The sequence below is a fragment of the Pseudovibrio sp. Tun.PSC04-5.I4 genome, assembly GCF_900104145.1.
Classification (GTDB): domain Bacteria; phylum Pseudomonadota; class Alphaproteobacteria; order Rhizobiales; family Stappiaceae; genus Pseudovibrio.
The window spans coordinates 460,605-481,158 of record NZ_FNLB01000001.1 but is presented as its reverse complement, the minus strand read 5'-3'; the positions used below and the strand labels follow the sequence as shown (position 1 = coordinate 481,158).

Sequence of the window (20,554 nt, the reverse complement as noted above, 5' to 3'; positions counted from 1 at the left end):
TAGTTCACATTGGTAATTGTTAAGTTTAATTTGTCCACCAGGGTTCTTTTCTCGATATATGTAGATCTTTGGGTGAGCTTTTTCCCGCATCCTTTCGAGGACCTTTGAGATGATCCATGTATTTTCCCAAAGAACTATTTATAAAAATATGCCCACTAGCATATCTTGATCCCAACAGTTTGAATGTTGCTATATTTTCATTTTGGTATTTCTTAACAAGATGCCAGAATACATAACTATCGTGATTTTCTTCGAGCTCAAGAAAGTCGCCGGAAGTGTATATATTCTCGAAATGTTCAGCAAAGTCATCAATATTGGGATGTCTTAAGTTGTACCCGACCCAGCCGCATTCAGGGCAGCCTCTCCGATTAAGATATGCTGCAAGTTCTTTGCCACGTGGCGCAAGTTTATCTAGGAATTTGGCAGGGATAGGCTGATGGGTAATTGTATCCGCATCCAGCCATATTAGTTGATCGAGTTTATGTTTATTGTTTCGGATTGCATCGGAGATTGCAAAAACCTTGTTTGAAAACCGAACGGCATCCCAACGAAAGTGGTTTGTACGATCGGGGTTAGTGGGACATGCTCCGTTTGCAAATGGATGGTCAGAGTAAGTTTTCTTAAATATCTCCAGTTCCGGGAGTGCCTCGTTTTGATCGAGGACAATTAGCCGTGGGTCAATCTCCTCAACTTGCACGTTCTCTGCATAAATCAACATCCTCACATGCTCAGGCCAATTTTTCAAAAAACTTAGGATGCAGTTTTTTCCGTATGTTTCATAACCTTGCTGATGAAATGAAGTCACAACTAGATGTTGCAATGCTTTAGACCAGAACAAGATCGGTATCCTCTTTTACAAAAATGCCATTCTTTGCAGAAATGAGTGTATTAAAATATTTATGCCATTCTACTGAGTAATCGCAAGCAGCATAATCTTTGAAATAGGGTCCGCCCTCGGTATAATGAACCAATGCAGCTGCTGGGTCATATACGTACACTCCAACAAGATGGTTCCAACTTAGCGGCAAAGAGCCAATCAAGTCATCGTTTTCCAGCCATTTGAATTGGTGCAGCTCTAACCCACTGCAGTTATTTACATAATCCGGAGTGAGTGTTAGACATTTGGCGTTATTGAACAACATAACGCTAGACCAATTCTTCTTTTCATATTTGGTCTGCGTGTTGCCCAGGAATTTTAAGTCTTCTTTGGGCTGATAATCATGTTTACAGCACATCAAAGAATAATCTTGATCCCGTAAATTCCATAGCTCGGCAATGTCACGTTGGACAATCATGTCGCAGTCCAAGAATATGCTCCAGCCCTTATATCCAGAAAGATAAGGCGTTAAAAAACGGCTGAAGGAGAACTCGGTAGACTGCAAGGTATGGCGCTCACGGGCAAAAACGCCAGACAAGCCGCTGAGTGCTATTGGTGTTATGGAAACCGGTTGACTGGCATGCTCAATAATACTTTGGCACAGTGTGTGAAAGGCAACGATTTCGCCACTGTCATAGCCAATATAAATTTGAATAGTAGAAGCTGGCATTACAAATCCCTAGTTGTTAAAACCATCTTCCGTCTCTAGGTGATGATGTAAATCCAAGAATATGTATATTGAATAATTGCAGTATCCATTTAAGTAGCTGAATTATAAAGGATAGCAGCGTAATTAGCACACAAATTAGCTAGGATTTTTCTGTTAATTGCAGCTAGAGTGTAATCCCCCTGTATTTGATTGAGTTCAAATGGAGGACTGATTTTTTGGTGAAATATCGTTTCAGCGATGCGCAGATTATCGCAATATTGAAGTAGGGCGAAAGCGGCATTCCAGTTGCTCAACTGTACCGTGAACATGGCATGAGCGCGGCTTCCTATTATAAATGGTGCTCGAAGTATGGTGGCCTTGAAGCGCCTATGATCTAGTCGATGATGCAGGTGGAAGATGAGCTGCACCGTTCAAGAATATGTACGCAGAGCTCAGCTCACAAAACAAACTTTTGAAAGAAGCTCTTGGAAAAAAGGACTAAAGCCGTCTGAATGTAAAGATGTGACCTGCATAAACAGGTATCAAAGGCTTTGGTTAGAGCCATAAGCGGGTTTATCGCACTTACAGAGAGTTAGTGCGGAAGCTGCGGATCAGATCGCGTAAACGATTGATGAAGCCCCAACGCAAGCAACCAATTTGCTCTGGTCTTACAACAATGAACGGCTCAACGTGGCCATATTCCACCAACGCTCGTTGTTTTCAGGTTTTACAATGCTGATTGAGGACGGGTGCGTAACTGCCTTGCACGAGCAGAGTATGCTGCCCGACCGGGCAATCTGCCAGAGCATTAACGGCATACTGCCTCCAGGTTTGTTTAACATTCCGGTAAATGGCGGCGGGGTTGTGCCCAACAATGGGCCGTCTTGAGAGGGCCTGGAGAATAATTCTTTCCGCCACTATCAACAGCTCCGCTTGGTGTGGGTTTATCTCAGTGATACAACTGCGCAAACAACTAGTTGAAGTCTGGACCAGAGGTAACAGAACCGCGCGTCTCTTCCGTCATTTTATCGCGTGACTTACCTCCGCCTGCACCCGTTATCTGCCGGTTTTTAAATATGACAAACATAACCGGCTAGATCACTCAGGCCGGTTATGTTTGTTGTCACGAGCTTTACATGCTCAACACACGTTTGGAAAATGCTTCAACCGCTTGAGAGAGCTCACTGCTTTGCTGTGAGATGTCTTCTGTGACAATGCCAAGATCAGTCGCGTGCTGGGAGGTTTCATTTACATTTTCAGAGACAGTGCCCATGTTTGACGAGACCTCCTCAGTGTCTTGTGCAGCCAAAGCAACATTATGGCTGATTTCTTGTGTCGCCATACCTTGTTCTTCAACGGCGGTAGCAATGGCGTTCGTGTAATCAAGCACTTTGTCTGTGATTCCGGCGATCTCTTCAATCCGTGTCGCAGCATCGCGAGTTTCTGTTTGAATAGCAGATACTTGCCCGCTAATCTCTTCCGTTGCTCTCGCCGTTTGGCTAGCAAGGCCTTTGACCTCCGCAGCAACCACCGCAAAACCTTTGCCTAACTCCCCTGCTCGAGCAGCCTCAATCGTAGCATTGAGGGCAAGCAGATTTGTTTGCTCCGCGATATCACGAATGAGAGCGACAACATCGCCAATACGTTCCGCTGATTGAGCCAGATTGCCAACCTGATTGCGTGCATGGTTCGCGTTATCCGCGGCCTCCTTTACGACGATGCTACTGGTGTTTGCCTGCCGCTGAATTTCCCCAATGGAGGCTGCTAGTTCTTCTGATGCCGCTGCGACGGTTTGCACGTTGCTGCTGGCTGACAAAGAGGATTGCACGGTGGCGTGCAGGTTGGTTGCAGAAGAAGATGAAAGATCAATCAAACGGGTAGAAGAGTTGGAAAGAGTTCCCATGCTCTGTTCTAGCCGGCCCACGGCAGTCCCGACTGAAGCCTCCAGTTCATGCACAAGTGTCTGCAGTACGCGTTTACGCTGACTTTCTTGTTCAGCACGCAGGTCATCTTCGCGTTGCTGAGCTTCGCTTTGTGCTTTGACGTTATCGCGCAAGACAACTGCAATCTTACTCAATGCACCGACTTCGTCTTTTGTTTTCACATCTGGGATCGGGTTGGAGAAATCACCATCTGTTATTGCTTCCATTGCGCGGGTGATGCGTCGCACCGGAGTGGTGATGGAGCGTTGAACCATATATCCAGCTCCAATCAGCAGGATAATAGAGACAATCATCATGACAGTTACGGCACGCTCAACACTATGTTCTACAGCAAACATATCATTGGTTGCCTGGAGGCGTTCGGCTTCAGCCGCTTCTTCCAGCTCTTCTAGATGCATCAATGCTGTTGCGGTGGCTTCTCTGAAGCCAGTCACTTGCTTGGTAATCAGCAGATCTGTTTGAGCCCATGTGTTGAACTTTGCCTGGTAGATATCTAGAAGATCTAAAATCTCTTTCTTATCAGTCATGTCTAGAGAAGAGGCTGCCAGTACCTGATCAAACTCAGTACGGCGCTTACTAAATTTGGTGATGTACTTTTCTTCTTTACGGAGCATGAAATCTTTCTCATGCCGGCGCAGCATCAACATCTTCACCAGAATAGGATCCACTGAGGATTTTGGGCCTTTCGCGATGACATCGAGCTTTGCCTCTGCTGTTTTGACAGCGTTGCGCAACTCGCCTTTCAGCCCGGAGGTCTCATCTAGGCCTGCTTTTTTCATGGAGATTTCAAGTTGAATGAAATTTCGAAGAGTTTCATCAATATAACCACGAATTTCATCTGTTTTGTCTCCAAGCACATCAAGACCTTGGAGGCTTTTGGATGCAACGTTTTCAGCTTTAGTGAGAAGGTCTGGATCTCTGAGAAGCAGGAAACGATCAGAAAACCCGACGAGCATTCGGAGGTATGAATCTGATTTTTTTAATGCGGTATACATCTCACTTGCGCGAGCAGATTTGTATCCAGCCGGTTCAATTTTTGACTGACCCCAAAAATAAGTTGAGGTAACAACAGTAAGTGAGAGAAGGCCCAGACCGAGTAAAAGCCAGATACGATGCGTCAGCGTCAAAATTAACCTCCCACAAATGATTTATTATAAAAAATTGGAATATATATCGTGATGTTACTTAGGTTTTCGGCTTTAAACGCTAAACAAATAATTAATTTATTCAAATTTTATAGAAAAGCATTCATGCTAATTCTTGGCTCTAGCGAACCAAAATATAATAATCGATTATTTAGAATGTTTTTTGCCGCATACGCACACCATGCGAATGCCGATTATTATTTTGAAGGGGGGCAGATGGAACGCAAGGTAATCCATGATTTCGAGCAGCTGATGACATCGGAAATTCGAACGTTCATCTCATGTAATTCATTAAATTATTGCATGTAAAATGCACGAATTAAACCTTCAGTTGAATACACATTCACGCACCAGCGAGTTTGAGTTACTCATCTAGAAACTGGGGGTAAATCTGGAAACAGACCTAAGTGCTCTCGCGGTTCTACCGGATAGCAACCCTATCAACTGACAATCAACAACACGCCGAGTTAAAACACCCTAGCAGAACTTCTCGATAAAGATCGATTTCTGGGGTTGGCTCAATCCTCTGAAAACTTCGCCGTAGAACCAGCTAGCGCCCAGGAAACATATTGAGACATGGGCCTGATGCTGTCCAACTTCTGCGAATTTTGGAAGAGACGAGGAGAAACAGAATATTCCTCCTTAAATGCACGGGAGAAATGGTTCGAGCTCTTAAAACCGCAGTTCATGGCCACTTGTTGGATTTTTACCTGCGGATTGGCGGAGATGAGCTGCTTTGCTTTGGAAAGGCGAAGCTGTTTGAGGCTTTGCATTATGCCGCCATGTTCCTCAAAAAGCCGGTAAACAGTCGCGCGCGAGAGCCCCATAGCGTCTACCAGACTGCTGCTGTTGGCTGCAGTATTCGCGAGTTGAGACATCATAACCTGCTGTGCCTGGCGGAACTGTAAATACTGCTTGTTGTGCTGTGAAAATTCGGGATCTTTTGACCGAGTAGACTTCAAAATATTGCCCACAAGATCAACGATACAACCAAATAGTCCCGAAACCGATTTCTGATCAAAGACCAATGCATTGAGGCGTAGCTCTTCGATCAGGGTTGAAATAACCCTATATTCCGGTCTAGTTCGCGAAACACGAAAACTTGGATAGCTACTGCCGATATCTATATGATCAGAAAACAGCTCTCGCTTGAGAACAAGCGTTGTCACTTCAAAATCTGTATGGTGGGTTTCAAAAGGGACGCTGAAATCAAGAAAAATCATCTCGCCAGTGCTGATATTTTCAATTGGCCGGAAGGACTGGATATGGCTGCCACCGGCCCTTCTATAATGTTGCAGATAAAAGTGGTCGATGTCGTCCCGGTTTACTCGAATAGAGTCACGTTTAAACTGATGGCCGGACGCATGAATATCCGCCAACACAACATTATCAAAAACGATGAGAGAGGCATCTGCACTAAAGGTGTTCTCGTCACTTTGTGTGAAACTGCATGTGACTTCACCGGAAATTTTGTCGTTAAATTCCTGCCACTCTTGCCAACCAATGGACTTCTGCGCGCTGTGCGAAACCACATTGGCTGATATACTGGCAAACTGTGTCACTCTGAAAGAACCTGGGTCAGAAGGTTAAAATCACAACAAATCAATGGATGTATCAATCTGCATGCATAAACACTATGTACTATTACAGGTTGATATATCCAGTAAAGCGCAAATTTTAATCGAATTATCCCTATATAAAAATATGAGTATCGCCTTTGTCTGGCTTATTCCTGAATTATCGTTCACTCAGGCAATTGGGCGGTATGATCATCTTGAAACGATTAATGCAATCAGAGAACAACAAATGGAGTTGCCCTCTGACTTCGCGCCATTGCATTATATTTTGGCAATCAAATTGATGAAGATACCGGAGCTAAGGTAATTTAGGTCTGTTAGATCTTCAGAAACCTGCCCCCACTCGTACCCAACCCCAAGCTTCAGATTATCGCCGATATGTCGGTAAGCACCGAATGAGGCACCTTTTGAGAGAGTTTCATTTTCCACGTCATACATTATTCGGCCTTCAACCATGGCATCCCAGTTTTTCACCAAATGCCAGCTTAAGCGGGCGATGCCCAGATGAGCGGAGGACGCCTCAAAATCAGATGTTCCGCGTGTCGCAACTTCAGAGGTTCGGTAACCGTACTTGCCACCCAATGTGAGGCTCTGCGTCAGGTCATAATCAACATCAACTGACAGGACATGGCTTTTCTGGGCATCTCCGTTTTTCTCATCGGATGCGTTAACCTGATCAGCCCCAGGTAAATCATAGAGGTAGGTGTACTTAAACAGCATATTGAGCTGCTCGTCTTGCGTCGGTCGTAAGGCGTAACCAAGGGAGCTTTTTACATATTTGCCATCCCGGAAGCTGTCATCAAGGTTGTTGGAAAACAGTGCATCGACACTGCCCATCAATCGTGCATCCACGTTTCCGGTAAAACCAAAGCCAGCACGGGCCGCAAATGTATCTGCATCTTGCGAGTCGCCATCACCACGATCTCTGCGGTATTCCAAACGCGCGTTGGAGCTGAGTTTCTTCTCCAACGTGTAAGAGCCGCCGAGAGAGAAGGCATCACGATCTATATCTCCATTATGGCTATCGCGAACCAGACCACTCTCAACAGCACCTGTTATGTTCCACGCATCACTTGGGTTATAGGTAACGCCAAGAGTTTTGGTTGACGCATACCGTTCTCCAAAAAGGTCATGGGAGGTTTCGGCAAATGTATTCAACTGCTCTGAGTGCTTTACTTTGCTGCCAACAACGATCTTGCCTTTGTCCTGCCCGATCAGGTCGTAACCACTGAAAGTTCGTGTTGGATCAAGTGAATACCCAACATAGACTTCGCGGTCTTTGGTCGGCTTGTAGGTCACACGAGACGTTGCGCCCAGTCCGGTGGTTTGGCCCAATAGCCACACCTTGACCCGTTCTGAGGGGGCATAGTTCAAACGTGCGCTGACATCTGTACGGCTGCCCGTTTTTTCTGCATCGCTAACGGTTTTCTTGTCCTGATGTTCAACACCAGCATCCAAAGTCCAACCCTTGGAAAGATTTTGAGATACAATCACTTCAGCACTGCGTTTGTGATCTCCACCGTCCTGCTGGAAATTCTCGGCAGCAACACTCAGCATCGTTTGAGTGCTGAGTGTTGCTGTGACCTTTCCGCCAACTAAAATCTGATCCTTGGTGATGCTCTTGTTGAGTGTGGTGAAGCCAGCTTCAATCCTTTCAAAATAAAGGTCTATTGAGCCGTTCTGGTCCGTGTTCAGGTCTGCAAAATCTACGGTGCTGTTCACCCGGTATGCTCGAGCCCGGTCTCCATTGGCAGCAGCTTCATCAGTTAAGGTCAAGCCACCATCAGAAGAAACGGTACGCCCAAACCCCGGCCCCTCGGTTTGGGCGACTTCAGCCTCTACAAAACTGCGGCTGCCAAACACAAAACGTACATCCGAGCTCACCATTTTCTGGTCAGCTGTCGCAGTACTTTCCTTCATGCCGGTGACGCCAAAACGCAGATTGTCTGTCAGCCACGCTTCAGCACGACCACCCAACGAGAACCCGTCAATATCACTAGTGGTTGGCGTAAATTCATATTGGACCACCAGATTTACGTCATAATCTCCGCCTGCTGACGAGATCAACCCGCTCGCGGATTGGCCAAAACCTAAAGGCTCTGAAAGTGTAATGACCCCTTGCAGGTAATTCAGCTCGTAATCTTCTCCGGCACTTAATGCTCGGGTGGAAATTACCCGACCAGTATCAGGATCAATCACTTCAACGGAAACTGTTTCCGAACTCCCGTTTACGTCTCGCCGGGAAAGGAAGTAGATAGACCCGCCGGTTCCGCGTAAAATGTCTGTTTGCGGCAAGGTGTCTGGCTGGGCAGCATACACAACACCGCTCAGGCGCGCTTTTCCGGTTTCGGTTCTATACGGCAAGGCACTGCGTACCTCGGCACCATAAAGGCTGCGTGTGTTGGAGAGCAATCCACCACTGGAAAGGTCTGCGTTAAAATCACCCCACATTGCACGCGTATCACCCTTTTCAGCGCGCACATATATCCGGCCAGAGGTTGGCGTATCATCATAGCTTTTGCTGTCATCCCCATAGGTGGGATAAAGATCATCCCCGGAGAGGCGATCAAGCACGGCGTTGGGGTCTTTCTCATCTAACCGGCGGAAGATATCTTCAATATCCCCTTCCCCCGTATCAGCTGAGGTCGTGATTGCCCATCCGCTTTGAGTTTTGCCAGAGGCATAAAATGCAACGCGGCCATCAACGTAATCACGCTCGTACCCGAGTGTATTTTCCGACTGTTCATCCTTTAAGCGGCGACCAGCGGTGATGTCCAGAATACCCACATAATGCCACTGCGAAGTTGGAATTTCGACCGGACGGATAAGGGATTTTTCCTCACCTTGGGAGCTGTACTCAACCTCAACCATCTGAGTTCCAGCAGGCACGTTACGTGTGATTGAAAACTCACCGGAAGGACTGGTGGAAACGCCTTCTCCCATCACGACGACAGGTTTGTCCGCATCCGCCGATCCGGACACTGTTATAATGCCACCCTGAAGAGGGATAAACCGTTGGCGAATGGTGTTTTGATCCGGAGAAGCGGCCTGGTCGCTCGTGGCACCTAAATCATTACTTGTTTTAAACGCAATTTCTTTCACAAAAAGAGAGCGTGCAAAGGTTTCATCATAACGCCCCTTTTCATCGTAAACTCGAAGCACATACGTAAGCTCCTTGTTACCGACTTCGGGCAGCAACCACTCAATATCACCATTCACGGGCGCAGATACCACCTCAAGAGGGCGCTCCCCACGTTGGGTGCCTTCATAGATGCGAAGTTCAGCTTTCTCCAGAAAGGCTGGATAATTGGCGGAGATTGAAAAACTTACAGTATCGCCGACTTTGTAGGTTGGCCTGTTTGTTTGCGCCGTGGCTTTCAGGCTGCGAACGGGACTAATGCCCTCAAAGCGGACATCAATGCGTGCAGGAACGCCAACGGCCTCCGGCTCAGCAACAGCCTTGGATAACTCTTTTTCAGAGGTCTGGGTCACGTCTTCCATGACAATGGAAAACCCTTGCTCAGAAAGGTCAGTTTTCACCGTATCCTGAGCAGATGCGGTACTGCCCCAGATTGTAACCACAGCAGCTGCAGACACAGAATAAAACAGGTTGGCCATACGCTTGTCTTGTCTATAATTTTTCATATCTGCCGCCACTATGATTTTGTTTTTGAAATTGTTTTTTCAAAGGTCAGGATGTCGCCTGAGTTCTCTTTCCAAAGCATTTCCAGATAGGTTTCCACCAGCTCCATACGGCGCAGAGCAAGGGATGGCCCCTCCATTTTTAAGGAGGTTTTGTAATGATATTTGAGCTCAAAATGCACTGCACTATAGGTGACTTGCTTCGCCATTTGCTGGAGCGCCTGTTGCAAAGCGGGAGACAAGCCGTTTGTTGTAAAACCGCTGCGGTTCAGACCAATGCGCGTGACCGGCGCTTGTGCTGCACCAAAATTCAACTCCGTCATCTTGCCGGGCGTAAGGCGCACCACACGCGGGTTTTCCGTTGTTACGCGGAAGCCTGTTGGCAAGGTTCTGGTATCCAGTTTCAAAATGAAGTTGGATCCCCGATCTTTCGGCAACATGGCGCAGGCCACATGGAAACGGCCATATTCATCACTGGTAATGATCGTGCCATCCACCCCGGTTAACCTCACGGATGATATGCCAGTTTCAACGACCTTCCCCTGTGGTGGGTTTTGGTAACCGTCTCTGTTTCGGTCATTGAAAACCTTGCCGTAGACATCGCCACAATCGAATACGTGTTCTGGCAAGATAGAAACACTGGCTGTTGCCTGACGGCCCAGCAATTCCCCGGTCTCAGAGTTTCTTAAGCGGCCCACATTTGTATGTTCGCCCACATCTGCCGTAATCAGAATGCGTGCAGAGAGTGTTACAACAACAGTCGCATAGGGGGACACTTTGAGATCAGGGAAGGTCACCATGCGGTTTTCTACATCTGGCGTGACCTTAATTCCGTCCAGCTTTGCCGTTCCCTCTACGAAAACAAAATCTGCGGGAAGTATGTCTATCAGGTCGATTGGACCCGCCGGAACTGGCAGCGTATTCACGATCTTGAGGGTGTAAGGCACCACCGCGCCTCGTGTCACCACTGTGCGCGGTGTTACCTTGCTAATGCGAAGACTTGCCTCTTCAACCACAGCACTAATTTTGAGCTGTGTGGGATCGTCTACTTTGTTCAGGTCAAGGTCATCTCCATCATCAGACAGATCAGTAATGTCAGCTGGTGTTCCTGAAACGGCAGCAGGGTACTTTGGATGAGCGCGGGCAAGAACATGATAGGAGAGGCCCCCACCATCAACTGCCGGAACAGTTAAGGCAAAGTGGGCATCATAGTAGGCAAATTCACCCTGTTTCAGAGTGCCTTCTGGCGAGTTTTCAGAAGCCTCATCAAAATCTGGTCCCCGATCCAATACAAGGCCATTCTTGAGCTCAAGTGTTTCAAATGTGTCTGACAAAGAGAGGGTCTCAACCGAGGTATTCCCTTTGTTTTCAACGGCGATCCGATAGGTGTTGGTGTCACCCAGCCCGTCAATGCCATCTCCGTTGTCGGAAAGTACCTGTGTGACAGTGGCCTCAATACGGTTGATCGCTTCTTGAATAACGGTTTCGGTCGCCTGCGCACAAACAGTTGGGCTATCTTTGCGACAGATCTGGTAGGTGAGCTGATAACTCCCGGCAGGATTACCCTCTGTCAGAACAATCGCTGCATTGAGTGTATCTAAGGTCAGTTCCGGCGCGCCGCTAACATAGGTCAGGATGCCGTTCGCCAAAGTGGCCGGGCTTGTTCCAATTAAATCAGAGGCCAGAATATCTGTAGTCGTTCCGCCATCTGTTGTGATGAGGAATGGAGCTTCAGACTTCGCCTCAATAAACACAATGCTCGTGGTCAGGCTGTCAGGGTCCTGAACGAATTTCACAGGCGTAGACCCATATTCCCCGGTTGTTGTGGCCGTATTACTAACGGATTCCGCGGTGATATCAGCAGGGAGCAGCACATAACTGCTCACAAAAGAACCAGTATCAGTCGCATTGGGCGCAAGAATGATCGGGCCGCCTGTTAAAACAACACCAAGGCTATTTTGAATAGTCACATTGGTGAGCGTTACGTTCCCTGTGTTGGTCACGGCGTAGTTATAAATCAGCGTCTCACCAGCAACAGCTCTGCTTTGAGATAAACCTGAAGTATCGGAAGTAAGAACCAGCTCAATATCTGCCGCAATTTGCAACGGTGTAACAATAGGGCCGTCATTGTCATAGTCAGTGCCCGCCAGGTCATTAACAGTGGCATTTCCTACTGTCTTTGCCCCAACCTTTGCACTGTTTGTGATCTGTAGAGCGTCCAGATCTGTCTGAATGACAGGGTAGCTTGCAGTAAAGGCATTCTCGATCACTTGATCCGGCAAAATCTGCGCAATGGCGATGGAACTGAGCCCCTCCACATTAGCGCGCGGATCAGTGACAAGCACGTCCTTCAGGATCACATTACCGGTGTTCTTGATGCTGTAGGAGTAAGTGACCTTATCCTCTGTTGTCGTTGCTCTATCGCCCGGGGGAGCCACCGTAACAACTGCTTTCAGTGCAATTTTCGGTTCTGGTGTCAGTGGAGTTTCCAACGGAGTGTCGTTGGTAGGAGCCGTACCGGAAATATCTTCAAAGGAGAATCCAAACACATCCTGAGCTGTCATTTTTGATGAGGCAACAACCCTGCCAGATTCAATATCATCCTGAGTAACGGTATAAATAGCGGTATAATTGAGCGGTGTTGCAGCACCTTTTGGTAGAAGCTCTGCTTCCGGTGTACCTACTAAGACAAGCGATGTTTTAGCGCTAAGATCATCTACATTGGCTACGGTTACTTCTGTAATCGTAGCGTTGTTTTGAATGATGTTGCCCACTTTGTTTTTGTTGGCATTATTTCGCACATAACCATCAAAGCCATAAGTGATGGTATCACCTTGAACAGCCGCACGGCCTAGGGAACCCCAACTCGTAACTGCGGACATTTTGAGGGCAATACCTGAGATGTATTGGGGCGCAATCGGTGTTGGTAGATCCTCATTGGTTGGATTATGGTCACCGTCCGGATCTGGGTTAGAACCATGATAACTCAAATCTTCCAGTAAATTGAATGTACCGCCGATCTGATCCGAATAGTGTCCTTCAGCAACCACTTTACCCTGCAACGAATAAGGGGACGGATACGCCGGTGTAACCGGACGCTCTGGCTGCACACGCACGTGCACCGCAACTGCACAGGTTGATTTGGCCGGAATACTGGCACCATTCAGGATGATTGACTGATCGTCACCATTATAAACGCTTTGGAGGGGATCTATGCTTACGTCTGTGCGACCGCAACTCGTGCCGTAATTCGCCGGAGCCTGTGTGATTGTGTAGGACCCATTGGTCAACACACCATTCAATTTATCGCTCGGGCTTTCGAAATTCCCCAAAAGCGCAGAAGGCCCCGCAAGCGGCAGTGCGACACTTACACTTTCCACCGGCTCTTCACTAAAGTTTTCGATACGCATGATCAGTTGCGTTGTGAAGGAACCGTCAGCTCGCTCCTTAAGGATGGAGGATGATTTTTCGTCGAGTGCAAGACCAACACGAGCCTGAGAAATTAAAGCGAAGTTGTACTCAACCGCCTTGGCGTCCTGTGTCAGATTGATATCGGTGATGCCAACGTGCTTGATGTCCAGCATGTTTGTCGGGAAACTCCCTGACACACTGTTATCGTTGAGGGTGTATGCAGGCGTTCCACTGGTGTTTACTTGCGTGCTGTCTTCGTTCTTTTGGACGGTCCCTAAGGAGACCAGGCTTTTCAGTAGGTAACGATTGGCAGCAATATCATCGTAGGTGACAGAGTAAGTTCCGCGTTGCAGGTCTGTGAAAGAATAAGCTCCACTTGAGGTGGTTGTGGTTTGCTGCGCAGTGATGACTTCATTCTTGAAGTTCTTTCCTGTCAAGCGAACGACAATACCCGAAGCCGCTTTATCATCTCCATCGTATTCACCAGATTTATTGAAGTCCATGAACACAGCGCCAGCAATGGAGGAGCTGACAACTTTCACATCGCCTGTGGCCGCGTTGTTTGCTGAATTCACATCACGGGAGGTAGTCTCGAAACGGGCTGTGTTGCTTAATGTCCGTGGGAATGACGTGATGTTATCTGCATAGACCGGAAACTGGATTTCAATCTTGGTGCTGGTGCCACCATCCGGGCCTTTTTGTACAGTTCCAAATGCACATTCAAACGAGCGCGCATTAGCTGCAATTGTACAAATGTTCTGGCTCGCAGCTCCGGAAGGTGTGATCGTCACGACAGGTACGGTTGCTGCACCATCCTTAAAATACATATTGGAGGGAAGAGTATCTTTGACGACAACATCGTCCGCCTCCTGAAACTCAACCGCAGTGTCAAATTGCACTTGAACGGTGTAGTCAAAATCCTCTTCCTGATCGACCACACTCAAGCTTGGGATTTTACTTACCACTTTGCCGTCAACACGCGTAACAACCGTGGTGGTTTCTGCTTCTGTGTTGTTGGCTGAGTTCGTGTCAACATTACTGGTTATACCAGTGGATGTAAGTGTACCGCTGGTGCTGGCGGTGCCTTTTTTTATCGCTTTAACAGTAACTTCCATAAGTTCAGTACTGTTGTCATCCACCCGCGGGTATTTGCAGACAAGCTGCTGTGCCACTGAATCTACAGCTGGAATAGTGCTACAATCTGCATCGAGGTTATTCAGCTCATGCGATTGATAAGAAAGATGCTCATCCGGCAAATCAAATGTAATGGTCACCTGCTCGGCAAAGGATGGACCTGAGTTCTTGATTTTGATCGAATACGTCGTCTCACTGCCGATATCGACAGTCCCCTCATCAGAAACGTCAACGTAAATGTCGTAGTCTGGTTTGCCAATCTGGGTGACGGTTAAGGCAGCTTTGTAGTCATTGACAGGAGGAGTTGGCACTCCAGTTGCGATATTGGGTGTATCAGTTGCAACAGTAGCACTCGTGGTCAACGTTTGATCAACCAGCGCCTCAACAGTCTCAAAGTAAATGCTAAGGCGCTCATAACTTCCTGATGGAATAGCTCCCACGTTACAGATGAGCGTATCTTTACCACTCTCTGTAGGCTCGTTTGCAACAAGTGTTGTTGCACTACAATCGCCACCTGATACGGACTTAAAGATAATTCCGTGTGGCAAGATCTGTGTAACCACGACGTTCTCAGCAGTATTCAGATGGCGGCCGGAGTTGGGATTACTGATTTTTGTATAAAAATAATATTGCTCACCAGCGATAAGGTTGGTTTGATCAGATGTAATTGCAACATCGATATCTGTGCGCGGAGCCGTCTCGTAAGATACAGTTGCCTCAAAATTGCCTCCCACAAGATCAGGAACTTCAGCAGAGCTTACCTTTGCTGTATTGCTCAATGTCGTTGCGTTGTTGGTACCAGCACCTGGGCGGACCCTCACCGTCACAACAGGACAATCAACACCTTTTGTGCAGACTGGCAAAGTCTCAAATTCACAACGCAGATTTTGGCTGGTTGCACTTGCCCGGTTCAAAGAACAAAATTCTGATCCTGACAGTCGGGTCGCACTTCCCTCAGCGACCGAAATATCGATAAATCCGGCATTAAGGTCGGTTGGGCTAACCTCATCATTGAGTAGGTCAGACAGCAGATCTGTGAGTATTACTTTCTCAGAGGGTCCACCTTTATCGGCACCAAACCCCTGGTTGACGACTTCCAGCGTGAAAGTCTGTATGCCTCCAGTTGGAAGCGGGCCAGAGGGATCACCAGTAATGCCTCTTGTCGCGCTTTTGTAGACTGTAAGATCAGCCGTCTGCTCCTCAAAAAAGCTGCGAACTGTCGCTTCGGCTGTATCTGTTGTTGGCCAATCAGCTGTCGTTACGTCTGCCGAATTCGTGATATACCCATCACTGGTAAATTTAACATCGAAGGTCAGCGTTGGCGTCGAACCAGATTTAGCTAAGTACTGATCCACCCCGGCATCATAGTCAATATAGCAAGTTATAATGGTGGAGCCATCAAGTGGTCCGTTGGGGCAGACCCAATCCAAAACCGGATCTGAATCCGAATAACCCGTATATTTGACTCCTACTGGCAATGTATCGGTTATGGTTATGCGCCCGGAAAATTTTGTATTTCCTGTATTTCCAACACTCAGATCATAAGTATATGGTTGCCCAACAATAACCAACTGCTCAGAAGCGGATTTACTGAGAGTTAAAGTGACATTGGGTCTTTCAACATCTTGAGTGAGTGTGGCTATGTTGTTTGAAAGATCAAGATCCGGCACAGCAGGATCAGCTTCATCAATAGGAGAAATCCGGGCTTCGGTTTCTACATCATCTGCTATTGAAACCGGTGTCTGACCAGAATGTGCCGGGACTGGAATCTCGATAACAATGGAACCAAGCTCAACACTTGCACCGCTGGACAGGCCGGTATTTGCACGTAAGCAGGTGAATTCGCGCGCAGACAGAGTGCAGGTCCACCCTCCGGAAAGGCTGGTCCAGCTTGATGCGGAAATGCCATAGATTGCAGGAATAGTAGCGTGTATTACAAGATTGCCCGGGACGTCTCCTGTGTATTTCGCTTTGATAGTCATGGTATTTGGTTCGCCGGAAACGGCGAGGGAACCAGTAGAACTTGTCAAACTAATTGACACATCAGTGCCTGCAGTTACCTCTGTTGCAGTAGACGCCGTATTATTGTCTAAGTCACTATCGTCACCACTGATGGCAATGACTTTTCCAATTACTGTGAAACTATCACCAGCGCTCAAAGGCTCGGTAATTTTACCGGTAAAATTGAGTGTTGCCGTACCGCCATTTGCGATTGAACTATAAGAGTTGCAGTAATACTTGCCAGTTTTCTGAGTACAGCCAGACGGAGTGCTGGTTACCTGAAGGCCACTTATATCCGGCAGTTCAAGAGCCCAGTTCCTGATCACATCCGGCCCGTTATTGGTGACAGTAAACTCGTAGGTGACAGAGCTCGTTGTCGGTGCAGTCGCAGGTCCAGTCACAGTAAGCTCCAGATCAGTATCATCTGGCTCAGTAGGAGGAGGAATACCGGGACCAATGGCGATTGTCGTCGGCTCTGTATGAGTGTTGTTGAGTGGCTCTGGATCATCACCAGTCGGAATGGAAAAGCTTGTATTGACGGTCAAGCTGGAAGTTAGTTTAACCGCAGAGCGAAACACCATTTCAAATTCAAGCGCATCAAGAGGCGTAAGAGTAGGAACAACACACGCTACGGTAATTGGCCCCAGCACGGGAAGCGTTTGGTTACATGTTAACGGCCCGGCTTCAACAAGCTGGATGGTCTCTGGGACATTAACAATGAGCGATGTCTCAGGTGTGGTTCGGTTTTCGCCATCGGTTGGATTGTTACCAACCTTGATCTGATAGGGAAAAAAACTACCAGCCGGAATACTTGCCGATGAAGTACTCTCAATCACATCGGTAACGTCCAACGACCAGTCATAGGTATCCGCCGCGTGAGCTGCCGTCGTTAATAAACTGAGAACAAGAAACAATCCGGCAAATACGGAGGCCAGAACTCGATGCATTTGTAATGCCGAGTATTTTGTTAAGCCCTGATTACGCAGTCTCACAGTGACGTTCTCTCTTTATTAACTATAAAATATGAGAGAAAGATTGGATTGAAAATATTAATAAAAACCAAAGGTTTAGATTAGTTATAAAGATGAGATAAGGCGTTATGTATGAATAGATTTTGGCATTAACTATGAGACATACAGACTATCTCTGTGTGGAAATTGGGAGCTCATGAGAACTTTGGGCGCAATTTGCCAATCAGCGATTGATCTCATAGGAGATATCGATGGTGCGCCACGAAAGTAACGCCGCAGATTTATGTCAAAATAGGCATGGTATTTTTACCTATATCAACTTCATTTTGAACCATGCGATTGTGATAAATAGATCACTCAAGAAATTGATGATCTCGACAGCGTTTATCTGCGCAGGACTGGCTCCCCCGCGGCAATATTTGGAGGAATTGTCACGTTACTGCTGACCATTATGGATGGCCAGATTGCAACCTATGATACTAGCAGCCCATACAGCTCAGAGGATCCTGCTAATGTATATAGCTAGTTCGGTTCTGTCGCCGTAGGGACAGACGGCACGGGTGTTATGACAGCTTCATAGGTCTTGACCCGGCAGCCTCCGATGAAAATGGCGTTCCACTTCCCCGTATAAATGCAGTTCTGAGGGAGCAATAAATGCGCAGCTGAAGGTTTGGGGGCCAAAATTGCCGCGAAGTTCTTTCTGCTGCTGGTGTCGCGGAAAACATGCAAGAGTACTGCACTTACGACAAATTCTCAGCAACCTATGTATTTGAAATTTGCAAAATGAGAACAGACGCCTGTGTTTCCCCTCCATAGAAGGAGGAGAAGCGCCCTCACTAACGATGAAAGCAGCGGTCGTTCGCGCTATAGACCACTGCATAGCAAGCAAAAGCCTTTAGTGATCCCAAGGCAATCTGACTGCTCTGTTACACCTTACTAGATCAAACAGGTTCGACCGTGCCTTGATCAAGAATTAAGTCTTTCACATCGTGATCAAGGCGGTTGAGCTTTAAGAGACTTCCACGACGCTGTTACTAAGGGGCCCATTACGGAGCTCACTAATGTATTCATTCACCGCGGATGAAAGCGAGGCAATCTGCTCATTCATGCTATGCGCGGACCCCATAACATTCTCGGCTGCGGTCTCAGTTTCATTCGCAAACGTTGATACATCCGATACATTACTCGCCACAAGCCGCGTACCAGAATAAGCTTCTGAGATATTATGCGCAATCTCCGAAGTCGCAGCAGCTTGTTGTTCTGCCGAAATTGAGATTGCTTCGGTAACACTCTCAATTTTGGAAATGGACTGTGCAACTTGCTGGAAGGACGTCACGGTTTCCGCTGTGGCGGACTGGATCGCATCGATCTGGCCGGAAATTTGCCCAATAGCGTCAGAAGTTTGGGCTGCAAGCAATTTGACTTCTCCAGCAACAACAGCAAAGCCTTTGCCCGAATCCCCAGCGCGAGCAGCCTCAATGGTGGCATTCAATGCCAACAAATGCGTCTGTTCCGCGATGGAGCTGATCAGGGCAACAACCTCTCCAATCGTTTCAGCGGCGGCACTCAAGCTACTGATCTTGGTTTCACCTGCTTCGACCTCATGAACTGCTGCGCTTGTCACTTGCGCAGACATGCGAACCTGATTTCCAATCTCATGGGAGGATGCAGAGAGTTCTTCAACAGCAGCAGAAACAGTTTGCACGTTTGCTGAGGTTTCCTCTGAAGCGACGGTTACTGCAGATGCCCGTTGCAAAGTTAAATCAGCGGTCTGTTCCATTTGATGAGCATTGTTGCTCATACTCTGCCCCGCATTGGACAGGTTCTTGGTGACCCGCATTGTCACCGCTTCAAACGCATCTGTTTGGCCAGAGAATTCGCTAATACGATTCTGCACTTTTGAGATGGCGCTGTTCACCTGATTTGCGTAGACAAGGAACGAGCCCTGCAAACCCCGCGTCACCACGCGGCGATAGTATCTATTTACTGAGAGCGCATAAGTAGAGGCTACCATCTCACGAATGAACGAGTCAGTTTTGTCGACAGAGTAGTTGACACTGGAGAGCAGCTCTTTTAGCTCACCACCATCCATCCCAACCAGCGTCCGGGCTTCCAAATCCCCATCAGCCTGCTTCTTTGCAGTTTCCGTTACGTGCAAAATAACGCGGCGAACCTTCAGCAACATTACAAAGCAAAGCAAAGCAGAACTGATACCAGTGCGCCAGAAGACGCAATTTGCAAAGCAGAGCTACCCTCATTGAGGGTCAATAGAAAACAGGTAAGACAAGCAAATATAGCAAGGCCAGCAAGCGCGGCACTCTTAGAGAGTGAGGATAAATTCATCATAGGTAACTCGGTTTTCCGAAAGGAAATTAATGAGGAACTCAGAGCCTTTGAGCTGCCCATCTTTTCTGCTTTTTGGAGCGCGTTCTATCTCCAGAAGCTTTTCATAAAAGGGAATGATCGTATCCCGTAAAACTTTGCCGTCGGGGACGCGCCGCGTAGAGTGGTAACCGATAATATTTCCACTATCATTGTATGTGGGCGTAACATGCGCGAACACCCAATAGAACTCACCTCCGCGGCATAAGTTCTTTACGTACGCAAATATCTCATTTCCAGCTTCAATCTGCTTCCATAGCAACTCAAACACCGACCGCGGCATATCAGGATGCCGGATGATGCTGTGTGGCTTACCAATTAAGTCCTTGTAAGGGTAACCAGCGATCTCGCAAAAGATCTCATTACAGTATGTGATTTTGCCCTTTAAGTCGGTTTTACTTACGATAATGTCCGTTTCGCTGAATGTTCTTTCAACATTGGACGGTTGTGCTCCCGCCGACATAACTGCCTCTATGTTTTTCTATTTGTTACAATTCACAAACGTTATTAAGGTCAGCAGAATATGTTATGTAAAAATTGAAGAGCAGTTAATATTAAAAACGATTTTAATGAATATACCTAAATGTATAAATATACATGCGGGGCACATTTAGTTAGAATAAGTCTAATCATCACAAATTGTAGTATTCATTGTTCTATCGCAAGGACATTATTCTATCCTCAGATATCCGACCTACAGGATGTACTATACGTATATTTGATTACATCATTAGCAAATTCTAATATACTCTTAATGAATACTACAAAACAAAAAAGGGCAGCCTAGGTTTTTCCTAGGCTGCCCTTTTTTCGAAGGAGAGC

The 20,554-nt window shown here is 47.2% G+C and carries 8 protein-coding genes and 1 pseudogene; 1 reads left to right on the top strand and 8 read right to left on the bottom strand.

Annotated features, from left to right (window positions below; translation table 11 throughout):
* Positions 1–25 precede the first annotated feature (25 nt).
* Both BLS62_RS02265 and BLS62_RS02260 read right to left on the bottom strand, forming a co-directional pair.
* Positions 26–838 carry a hypothetical protein gene (locus tag BLS62_RS02265; protein ID WP_200798436.1) on the bottom strand — a complete coding sequence of 271 codons (813 nt, stop codon included), beginning with the start codon at positions 836–838 and terminating at the stop codon, positions 26–28.
* Entirely contained in the window at positions 825–1,547 is a 723-nt protein-coding gene (locus BLS62_RS02260; protein ID WP_143521479.1) for a glycosyltransferase, read from the bottom strand. Before BLS62_RS02260 ends, BLS62_RS02265 begins: the two co-directional genes overlap by 14 nt.
* Before the next feature lie 215 nt (positions 1,548–1,762).
* Here BLS62_RS02260 and BLS62_RS31995 point away from each other — a divergent pair.
* Positions 1,763–2,022: pseudogene (locus tag BLS62_RS31995) on the top strand (transposase); the annotation flags it as partial.
* Positions 2,023–2,658: 636 nt separating this feature from the next.
* Here the strand turns inward: BLS62_RS31995 and BLS62_RS02250 are convergent.
* The 6 genes from BLS62_RS02250 to BLS62_RS02220 form a co-directional block, all read right to left on the bottom strand.
* Complete coding sequence (locus BLS62_RS02250) at positions 2,659–4,596, bottom strand: methyl-accepting chemotaxis protein (protein WP_093176378.1); 1,938 nt, start codon at positions 4,594–4,596, stop codon at positions 2,659–2,661.
* A gap of 536 nt (positions 4,597–5,132) precedes the next feature.
* The gene (locus tag BLS62_RS02240) at positions 5,133–6,176 is read right to left on the bottom strand and encodes a helix-turn-helix domain-containing protein (protein WP_143521478.1); all 1,044 of its coding nucleotides are present in this window, start codon (positions 6,174–6,176) and stop codon (positions 5,133–5,135) included.
* Positions 6,177–6,452: 276 nt separating this feature from the next.
* Entirely contained in the window at positions 6,453–9,836 is a 3,384-nt protein-coding gene (locus BLS62_RS02235; RefSeq protein WP_143521477.1) for a hypothetical protein, read from the bottom strand.
* 11 nt (positions 9,837–9,847) lie between these two features.
* Positions 9,848–17,326: a DUF7507 domain-containing protein gene (locus BLS62_RS02230; protein WP_093176361.1), complete on the bottom strand. Its 7,479-nt coding sequence runs from the start codon at positions 17,324–17,326 to the stop codon at positions 9,848–9,850.
* A gap of 1,033 nt (positions 17,327–18,359) precedes the next feature.
* On the bottom strand, positions 18,360–19,535 hold the full coding sequence (locus BLS62_RS02225) for a methyl-accepting chemotaxis protein (RefSeq protein WP_093176358.1): 1,176 nt from the start codon (positions 19,533–19,535) through the stop codon (positions 18,360–18,362).
* 135 nt (positions 19,536–19,670) lie between these two features.
* Positions 19,671–20,195, bottom strand: coding sequence for a PAS domain-containing protein (locus tag BLS62_RS02220; protein WP_093176355.1), 525 nt, complete (start codon positions 20,193–20,195; stop codon positions 19,671–19,673).
* Between the last annotated feature and the right edge of the window lie 359 nt (positions 20,196–20,554).